Genomic DNA, 8,627 nt, shown 5'->3' with positions numbered 1-8,627 from the left:
GCGCCGACGGTCAGCCCGTCGCGCAGCAGCCGGTAGGTGGACGTGAAGACGATCAGGATCGGGATGGACGTCAGGACCGCGAGCGCCATGAGGCCCGGCCAGTCGATGCCGAACGCCGAGACCTGCTGGGCGAGCAGCGCGGACAACGGGTAGCTGCCGGGCGACAGGAAGAAGTTCACCGCGTAGAGGAACTCTCCCCAGGACAGCAGGAAGACGAGCGTCCCGACGGTGTAGACACCGTTGCGGGCGACGGGCAGCACCACGGACCAGAACGTGCGCAGCATCGGGGCGCCGTCGATCGAGGCCGCCTCCTCCAGCTGCACGGGCACGGCTCGGAAGAACGGTCGCAGCAGCAACGTCGCGAACGGGATGAGCAGCGCCGAGTCGGCGATCACCACGCCGAGCGTCTTGTCGAGCAGCGCCCAGTTGCCGAAGATCCCGAACAGCGGGATGACGGTCGCGGTCTGGGGCATCATCTGCAGCACGATCAGCAGGCCGAGCCCGAGGCTGGGCAGCGGGCCGCGGGTGCGGGCCAGGCCGTAGGCGGCGGGGATCGCGACCACGAGGACCAGCGCGGTGGTGCCGACGGCGATGAGCACCGACTGGCGCAGCGCGTCCACCAGCGCGCCGTTGAAGGCCTGGACGTAGGCGGTGGTCACCGGCCGGAAGACCAGCGAGGACTGCGTCGTCATCACGTCCGAGGTGCTCTTGAACGAGGTGAGCACGATCCACAGCAGCGGGACGCCGTACATCAGGGACAGGATCAGCTTGACGGTGAAGGTCACCGGGCCGGTACGACGGTTCACGACTCGGCCTCCTCGCGCCGGATGCTGCGGGCGTAGACGACGGCGAGCACCAGGACGCCCAGGACCGTGACGACCGAGGTCGCGGCGCCGAGCCCGAAGTCGTAGCGCACGAAGGCCTGCAGGTACCCGAGGAAGGGCAGCGTGTTGGTCGCCGTGCCCGGTCCGCCGTAGGTCATGACGTAGATGAAGTCGAAGCTGCGGAACCCGTAGACCACCGTGAGGACCAGGAGGACCAGCGTGGTGGCCCGGACCGCGGGGAGCATGATGTGCCGGATCTCCTGCCAACGGTTGGCGCCGTCGAGCGCCGCGGCCTCGAACGTCTCGGGCTCGATGTTCATCAGCGCGGCCCGGAAGACCAGCGCGTTGAACGGGATGACCGCGAACGCGTTGACGAACGCGACCGACATCAACGCCCAGTACTGGTCGTACAGGAACGGGGCCGGCGCCTGGCGCAGCCCGAGGTCCAGCAGCACGGTGTTGATGAGACCGGCGTCGCCCAGCAGGAACTTCCACACGCTGCCGTTGACGACCGGGGGCAGCGCCCAGACGAACACCATGACGGCCAGGAGCAACCCGGACCACCGACCGCGGGTGCGCAGGGCGATGGCCCCGGCGAGACCGCCGACCATGCCCAGCAGCGTCACCACGCCGACGAACACCAGGGTGCGCACCAGCGCCTGGGTGGTCTGCCCGGAGGAGAAGCCTGCGGTGAAGTTGTCCAGCCCGACGAACGACCAGGGGCTGTTCAGCGTCCGCGCGGTGACGTCGCTCACGCTCATCCGGAGCAGCTGGACGAGCGGGTACAGGCTGAAGATGCCGAGGAAGAGCGCGGCGGGCAGCAGGAAGACGAGCCGCCGCTGGGGTCGCCGCCGGTCGCGCGAGCGCGCTCGGGGCGACCGGGAGGGTGCTGCGACCCCCGTGGCCAGTGATGTGGTCATGAGTGACCTCCTCATGGAGTCTCTGGCCCCGGGGGCCGCAGCGTGGGTCAGCCGAGCAGCGAGGAGAGCTTCTGAACGGCTGTGCTTGCAGCGGTGTCAGGCGACTGCTGGCCGCCGAGCGCGGCGCTCCAGGCCTGCCCCACGGTCAGCTGCACGTCCGCCACCGCGTCCGGGCTGATCACGGACGCCGGGTAGTTGGCGCCGTACTTGGCGATCGTCTCCGCGAACGGCTTGAGGAGCTCGTTGCTGGTGACCGTGTCGTCCTTCGCCGCATCCAGGCGGGACGGGATGGAGCCGACGATCTTCACCGGGAGCAGCTGGCCCTGGCGGTCCAGGTAGGTCTCGGTCAGGTACTGCCAGGCGAGGTCGGGGTGCTTGCTGAACGCACCGATGCCCTCACCCTCGCCACCGAGGTAGACCTTGCCGTCCGAGCCCAGCGGCAGGGGCACGACGCCGTAGTTGAACTTCGCGTCGGACGCTGCCGTCCCCATCTGCCAGTTGCCGTTCTCGGCGAAGGCGATGCCGCCCGCCGCGAACTTCTGGAACGGGACGGTCTGGTCCCAGGTGACGGCCTCCTGCGACAGGTAGCCGTCGGTGACCCAGCCCCGCACCATCGACAGGCCGGCCGCGAGCGAGCTCTGGTCCGGCGAGTCGTAGGTGAAGCCCTGCGAGGTGAGCCACGGGTACGCCTGCCACTCGCCCTGGGACTGCGGCAGGCCGCACAGCGTGATGCCCTGGTAGCCGGCCGCCTTCGCCGCGGCCATGTCCTTCTCGAGCTCGTCGATCGTGGTGGGCGGCTGGACGCCGATCTCCTTGAGGATGTCGGCGTTGTACCACAGGCCCAGGAGGTTGACGTAGCCCTGCACCGCGTAGGTCTTCCCGTCGACCTTGTGGATCACCGAGTCGGGGAACTGCGCTGCGTCGGAGTATGAGGACCAGTAGTCGTCGAGCGGGGCCAGCGCGCCACCCAGCGCGATGGTCGCTGTCTCTGCGCCGTTGAACACGGCGATGTCCGGGCCGGTCTTGGCACCCGCGGCTGAGACGAGCTTGGAGTTCATCTGGTCGTACGGCACGAAGACGTTGTCCACCGTCACGTCGGGGTGGGCGTCCTCGAACTTCTTGGCGTACTCGTCCATGAGCTTCACCTGGTTGGCGTCACTGAAGTAGTGCCACACGGTGAGCGTGGTCGAGCCACCCCCTGCGGAGCCGCTCGCGGAACCGCCCGTGGAGTCCGACGGCGTGGAAGCCGTGCCGCCGGAGCAGGCGGCCAGGCCGAGGACGGCCACGCCCGCGGTCACCGCCGCGGCGAGCGACCGCCGTCCGGCGCGCCGGGCGCGGGCTGAGTGCTGGGTGTGCATGGATCTGCGCTCCATTCGTGCGGGGCGGCGGGGACCCGTGGCCCCTCCGATCCTCGTCGTTGCGGATATGTGCCTCGCCGGCACCGGTGGCTGACGCCGCCGGCGACCCCCTCGCGGAGAGTGGGCGTCTCGGACCGAAAGGACCGAAACCCTTTTCGGTACCCTAGTGCGCACGAGACGCTTGGTCAATACCCTCCCTCTGTGGCAAGGTTTTCGGCGTGAACAGCCACGGGGGCGCACCCAGTCGCGGGAAGCCCGCCACCCTGCGGCAGGTGGCGGAGCTCGCCGGGGTCTCGACCGCCACCGCCTCCAAGGCGCTCAACGGGCGCCAGCAGGTCTCCGCTACGACCCGGCAACGAGTGCTGGATGCCGCCGACCGCCTCTCGTTCACCCCCAACTCCCTGGCGCAGGCGATGCTGCACGGCAGCAGCGGCACGGTCGGTCTGCTCACGCACGATCTCGAGGGCCGCTTCTCGATCCCGATCCTCATGGGGGCCGAGGACGCGTTCGGCGCCGGTCAGACCTCCGTGTTCCTGTGCGACTCACGCGAGGACGCGATCCGCGAGCGGCACCACATCCGAGCCCTGCTGGGCCGACGTGTCGACGGGCTCATCGTGGTGGGCAGCCAGACCAACCCGAGGAGGTCGCTGGGGCACGACCTCCCGGTGCCGGTGGTGTACGTCTACGCCCCGTCCTCCGACGAGCGGGACACCTCGGTGATCGCCGACAACGTCGCCGCCGGCCGGTTGGCCGTGCAGCACCTGGTGGGCATCGGACGGCGGCGCATCGCGCACATCGCCGGAGACCCGACCTACGCCGCGGCACGGGACCGCGAGGCCGGCATCGGCGCTGCCCTTGCGGACGCGGGCCTGACCCAGGTGGGGCCGTCGCGGTCGGGCAGCTGGAGCGAGGCCTGGGGCCGCACGGGGGCGCACGCGGTGCTCGAGGCCGGCGAGCCCGTCGACGCCATCGTGTGCGACTCCGACCAGATCGCCCGGGGTGCGCTGGACCTCCTGCGGGACCGCGGGGTCCGGGTCCCGGGCGACATCGCCGTGATCAGCTTCGACAACTGGGGGCCGTTCGCGACCGGCTCCCGTCCCCAGCTCACGAGCATCGACTTCAACTTCCAGCAGATGGGCCGCCGCGCCGCGGAGCTGATCTTCGCCGCACTCGCCGGTGAGCCGGCCGCGGGGACGCAGGCCATCGCGCCCCGCCTGGTCATCCGGGGCTCGACGACGGTGGGGGCGTAGGAGCCCGTAGGCTCGACCACGCGACACCCCACCGCCCACCCGGGGGAGGTCCCATGGCCCACGTCTTCGTCACCGGCTCGAGCGACGGCCTCGGCAGGGGGGCGGCACTGGAGCTGCTCGCCGCCGGGCACCGCGTCGTCGTGCACGCCCGCAACCCCGCCCGGGCACCGGCCCTCAAGGACCTCGTCGACCGCGGCGCCGAGCTGGTCGTGGGCGACCTCGCCGAACCGGACGAGACGCACGACCTGGCGCATCAGGTCGCTCGACTCGGGCGGATGGACGCGGTCATCCACAACGCGGGGACGATGCAACGGCCGGTGCTGCCGGTCAACGTCGTCGCGCCGTACCTGCTGTCGGTGCTGCTCGAGCGACCGCGCCGCCTCGTCTTCCTGTCCAGCGGCATGCATCGCTCGGGGCGCGCCGACCTGTCCGGCTTCCGCCGGACCGGCTCCCGGCGAGGGCCGTCGTACTCCGACTCCAAGCTCATGGTCACCGCGCTGGCCGCGGCGTTCGCCCGGCTCTGGCCCGAGGTGCCCAGCAACGCGGTGGATCCGGGGTGGGTGCCCACGAAGATGGGTGGCCCCTCGGCGCCGGACGACCTGCGGCTCGGCCACGTCACCCAGGTGTGGCTCGCCGTGAGCACCGACCCCGAGGCGCTGACCACAGGGGGCTACTGGCACCACCAGCAACGCCAGGAGCCGCACCGGGCCGTGCACGACGTGTCCTTCCAGGACGACCTGCTGCATGCGCTCGCCGAGCGCACGGGCGTCGACGTCTGACCTGCGCGAGGACGGGCCGCGCGCCGCGGTGGGCCGCCGTCTGGTCGCGGGCTACAATCTGCGCATGAGCGCAGATGCACAGACGCCCTCAGAGGCGGTGGACCCGACCTACGTCGAGATCGCGGTCGAGGTGTTCGCGATGCTCGCCGACGCGACCCGGCTGCGCATCGTGCTCGCGCTGAGCGCCGGCGAGCACACCGTGGGCGAGCTGGCCGAGGCGGTCGGCAAGTCCCCGACCTCGGTGTCCCAGCACCTCGCCAAGCTCCGGCTGGCGCGCATGGTCGCGGCCCGCCAGGACGGGAACCACGCCTACTACCGGCTGATCAACGACCACGCGGGTCGCCTCGTGGTGGACGCCCTGCAGCAGGCCGAGCACGCCGTCGAGGCCACGCCCCGGCACCACCGGGAGCAGGCATGACCGCGCACGAGCACGACCACCCACACGAGCACGACCACCACCACCCGCACGAGCACCGTCACGGCCTGCGTGGCTGGCTGCACGAGGTGTTCGTGCCGCACTCCCACGACGCCGCCGACTCGATCGACGACGCGCTGGCCGCGAACGCGGCGGGCGTGCGGGCGGTCGCGGTGAGCCTCGTCGGTCTGGGCATCACCGCCGCGTTGCAGCTCGCCGTGGTCGCGGCGTCCGGATCGGTCGCGCTGCTGGCCGACACGATCCACAACTTCTCGGACGCGCTCACCGCGATCCCGCTGTGGATCGCGTTCGCGCTCGGTCGGCGCGCCGCAACCCGCCGCTACACCTGGGGCCTGCACCGCGCCGAAGACCTCGCGGGGCTGTTCATCGTCGCGATGATCGCACTGTCGGCCGTGCTCGCCGCGGTCCAGGCGGTCGGGCGGCTGATGAACCCGCAGCCGCTGGAGAACCTGGGGTGGGTGCTGGCCGCCGGGGTCGTCGGCTTCGCCGGCAACGAGGCCGTCGCGGTCTACCGGATCCGCACCGGCCGCCGGATCGGTTCCGCGGCACTCGTCGCCGACGGGGTGCACGCCCGCACGGACGGCTTCACGTCGCTCGCGGTGGTGCTGGGCGTCCTGGGGGTGTGGGCCGGCTTCCCGCTCGCCGACCCGGTCATCGGCCTGCTGATCGCCGTCGCGATCGCCGTCCTGCTGTGGGGCACGGCCCGCGACGTCGGTCGGCGCCTGCTGGACGGGGTGGACCCCGCGCTGGTCCACGAGGCCGAGCACGCGCTCACGCACGTCGACGGCGTGCACCGCGTGGACGAGGTGCGGCTGCGGTGGACGGGCCACCGGCTCCAGGCCACCGCCGGGGTGCAGGTCGACCCGGCCGCCGCGGTCACCGTCGTGACCGAGCTCGAGACCCGTGCCCGGACCGCCGTGGCACACGCGCTCCCCCGCCTGGACCGCCTCGACCTCGTGGTCCGTCCCGCTGCGCCGTCGCAGACCGCGGCCGACGACGCGGCGTCCGGGGCGCCGCGATCTGAGCGGGCCACGTTCTGAGCACGACGCCGCAGCCTGTGGCGCGAGCTAGGCGACGGGGCGCAGCGCCAGGCGGGTGAGGCGCCGACCCTCGACCTGCGTGACGACCAGCTCGTGGCCGTCCACGCGCACGCGGTCGCCGACGGCCGCGAGACGTCCCAGCCGGTGGATGACGTAGCCCGCGGCCGTCTCGTAGGGTCCGTCGGCCAGGACGACGCCGGTGACCTCGGCGAACTCCTCGATGGTGATTCCCGCGTCGACCACCTGGCGGCCCTGGGCGTCGGCCGGCAGGGCGGGCTCGGGGCGGTCGTACTCGTCCCGGATGTCCCCGACCAGCTCCTCGACCATGTCCTCGAGCGTGACGATGCCGTCCGTGCCGCCGTACTCGTCGACGACCAGCGCGATGTGCGCACCCTGCGAGCGCAGCATGGACAGCGACGGGAGCAGCCGGTTCGTCACCGGCAGGTGCGGGATGGGACGCACCAGGTCGAGCAGCTGCTGGTCGCCCGGTCGACCCAACAGGTCCCGCACGTGCACGAAGCCCAGGACGTCGTCGAAGCCCTCGCCGGTCACCGGGTAACGGGAGTACGGCTGGGGCTGCACGACCTCGACGGCCTCGGCCAGGCCCAAGGTGCCGGGCAGGAACGCGACCTCGCCGCGCGGGCGCATCACCTCGCCGAGCGTGCGGTCCGCCGCCGAGAACACGTCGTCGAGGATGCGCCGCTCGTCGTCGGCGAGCCCTCGATGGCCGGCGACCAGGTCCCGCAGCTCCTCCTGCGTCATCTCCTCCGTGGTGACCCGAGGGTCGCCACCCAGGAGCCGGACCAGGGCGTTCGTCGACACGGACAGCAGCCACACCACGGGGCGCATCAGGCTGGCGAAGCGGTCCAGCGGCGGTCCCACCACCCACGACACCGTGGCGGCGCGCTGCAGAGCAAGGCGTTTGGGCACGAGCTCGCCCAGGACCAGGGAGACGTACGCGATCAGCAGGGTGAGGAGCACGAGCGCCAGCACGTCGGCGACACCCGGTGCCATGCCCGCGGACACCAGCACCGGGGCGAGGTCCGGCGCCAGGGTCGAGGCGCCGTAGGCGGCGGAGAAGAACCCGGCGACGGTCACCCCGATCTGCACGGCCGCGAGGAACCGGTTGGGGTCCCGCGCCACGGCCGCGACGCGCGCCCCCCGGGCCCCTTGCGCCTCGAGCCGGACGACCTGGCTCTCGCGCAGCGACACCAGGGCGAGCTCGGTCCCGGCGAAGACCCCGCCCACCAACACGAAGAGCACCACGAGCAAGGCACTGGCCAGCACGTCCATGTCCGTCACACCGCCGGGAGGGCCGCAGCACGGACACGGACGGACGGACTCCAGGGATCATCCATGCCCCGAGTGAACGGATTCCCGGGGCCCGGCGTCAAGCAGCGCCCCGCGACTCGTCTGCGAGCGCACGCCTGATCACCACACGGCCCGCTTCACGCAGCGCACCCTCTGCTTCACACAGCCTTCATCACGGGTGCAGCCCTGCCCTCATCCGGGTCCGCGAGGCTCGAGCCACTGAGCACGACGACGCCCCGCCGGACGAGCGGCGGGACCGACGATCACGGAGGACACGATGAGGCTACGGACCAAGATCGGCGCCGGTGCGGCCGGCGGCGCGATCATCCTTGCGGCGGCGCTGGGCACGGCGAGTGCCGCGTCGGCCGCAACTGACGACACCACGACCACCCCGTCGTGGTGCACGGGAGCCGGTCACGGCGCGGGCATGCGCGGCTGGGGCGCCACCGACGGCGTCGCGGCCCGCTACGGCGTCACCGCGCTCGCGGACTACCTCGCCGAGAAGCTCGGCGTCGCTGCCGACGACGTGACCGCGGCCCTGCAGGCGTTCCACGCGGAGAACCCGGTGACGGTGCGTGGGCGCGACCTGTCCGATGCGGACCTGGCCGAGCGGCGGGCTGCGGAGGCCACCTCCCTGGCCGACGCCCTCGGGGTCAAGGCCTCGGACGTCTCGGCAGCGCTGGAGTCCTTCAGCAGCGACCGGCAGGCC

At 72.0% G+C, this 8,627-nt stretch carries 9 protein-coding genes; 5 read left to right on the top strand and 4 right to left on the bottom strand.

The window, feature by feature from the left end; all coding sequences use genetic code 11:
- From Q6348_RS05745 to Q6348_RS05735, 3 genes are all read right to left on the bottom strand, one after another.
- Positions 1–806, bottom strand: an 806-nt coding sequence (locus Q6348_RS05745; RefSeq protein WP_304600342.1) for a carbohydrate ABC transporter permease, incomplete at its 3' end; no start/stop codon positions are given.
- A complete protein-coding gene (locus tag Q6348_RS05740; RefSeq protein WP_304600341.1) occupies positions 803–1,744 on the bottom strand; it encodes a carbohydrate ABC transporter permease in 942 nt (313 codons plus the stop codon). The genes Q6348_RS05745 and Q6348_RS05740, both read right to left, overlap by 4 nt.
- Before the next feature lie 47 nt (positions 1,745–1,791).
- Positions 1,792–3,102 carry a sugar ABC transporter substrate-binding protein gene (locus tag Q6348_RS05735; RefSeq protein WP_304600340.1) on the bottom strand — a complete coding sequence of 437 codons (1,311 nt, stop codon included), beginning with the start codon at positions 3,100–3,102 and terminating at the stop codon, positions 1,792–1,794.
- Positions 3,103–3,320: 218 nt separating this feature from the next.
- On the opposite strand from Q6348_RS05735, the gene Q6348_RS05730 reads away from it, so the two are divergent.
- The 4 genes from Q6348_RS05730 to Q6348_RS05715 all read left to right on the top strand — a co-directional run bounded on the left by Q6348_RS05730 (position 3,321) and on the right by Q6348_RS05715 (position 6,607).
- On the top strand, positions 3,321–4,352 hold the full coding sequence (locus Q6348_RS05730) for a LacI family DNA-binding transcriptional regulator (RefSeq protein ID WP_304600339.1): 1,032 nt from the start codon (positions 3,321–3,323) through the stop codon (positions 4,350–4,352).
- Positions 4,353–4,405: 53 nt separating this feature from the next.
- Positions 4,406–5,131: an SDR family NAD(P)-dependent oxidoreductase gene (locus tag Q6348_RS05725; RefSeq protein ID WP_304600338.1), complete on the top strand. Its 726-nt coding sequence runs from the start codon at positions 4,406–4,408 to the stop codon at positions 5,129–5,131.
- A 64-nt stretch (positions 5,132–5,195) separates the two neighbouring features.
- Positions 5,196–5,549, top strand: coding sequence for an ArsR/SmtB family transcription factor (locus tag Q6348_RS05720; RefSeq protein WP_304600337.1), 354 nt, complete (start codon positions 5,196–5,198; stop codon positions 5,547–5,549).
- A complete protein-coding gene (locus tag Q6348_RS05715) occupies positions 5,546–6,607 on the top strand; it encodes a cation diffusion facilitator family transporter (RefSeq protein WP_304600336.1) in 1,062 nt (353 codons plus the stop codon). The genes Q6348_RS05720 and Q6348_RS05715 overlap by 4 nt, the downstream gene beginning before the upstream one ends.
- Positions 6,608–6,634: 27 nt before the next feature.
- Here Q6348_RS05715 and Q6348_RS05710 read toward each other — a convergent pair whose 3' ends face one another.
- A complete protein-coding gene (locus Q6348_RS05710; protein WP_304600335.1) occupies positions 6,635–7,900 on the bottom strand; it encodes a hemolysin family protein in 1,266 nt (421 codons plus the stop codon).
- 295 nt (positions 7,901–8,195) lie between these two features.
- On the opposite strand from Q6348_RS05710, the gene Q6348_RS05705 reads away from it, so the two are divergent.
- A partial coding sequence (locus tag Q6348_RS05705) for a hypothetical protein (protein WP_304600334.1) occupies positions 8,196–8,627 on the top strand: 432 nt, incomplete at its 3' end.

Source organism: Actinotalea lenta, assembly GCF_030586465.1.
Taxonomy (GTDB): Bacteria; Actinomycetota; Actinomycetes; order Actinomycetales; family Cellulomonadaceae; genus Actinotalea; species Actinotalea lenta.
This window is presented reverse-complemented; position numbering and strand designations above follow the sequence as displayed.

Coding starts and splice junctions, on each gene's coding strand:
- Q6348_RS05740 (WP_304600341.1), bottom strand. CDS start 1,744: ATGACCACATCACTGGCCACGGGGGTCGCAGCACCCTCCCGGTCGCCC.
- Q6348_RS05735 (WP_304600340.1), bottom strand. CDS start 3,102: ATGCACACCCAGCACTCAGCCCGCGCCCGGCGCGCCGGACGGCGGTCG.
- Q6348_RS05725 (WP_304600338.1), top strand. CDS start 4,406: ATGGCCCACGTCTTCGTCACCGGCTCGAGCGACGGCCTCGGCAGGGGG.
- Q6348_RS05720 (WP_304600337.1), top strand. CDS start 5,196: ATGAGCGCAGATGCACAGACGCCCTCAGAGGCGGTGGACCCGACCTAC.
- Q6348_RS05715 (WP_304600336.1), top strand. CDS start 5,546: ATGACCGCGCACGAGCACGACCACCCACACGAGCACGACCACCACCAC.
- Q6348_RS05710 (WP_304600335.1), bottom strand. CDS start 7,900: ATGGACGTGCTGGCCAGTGCCTTGCTCGTGGTGCTCTTCGTGTTGGTG.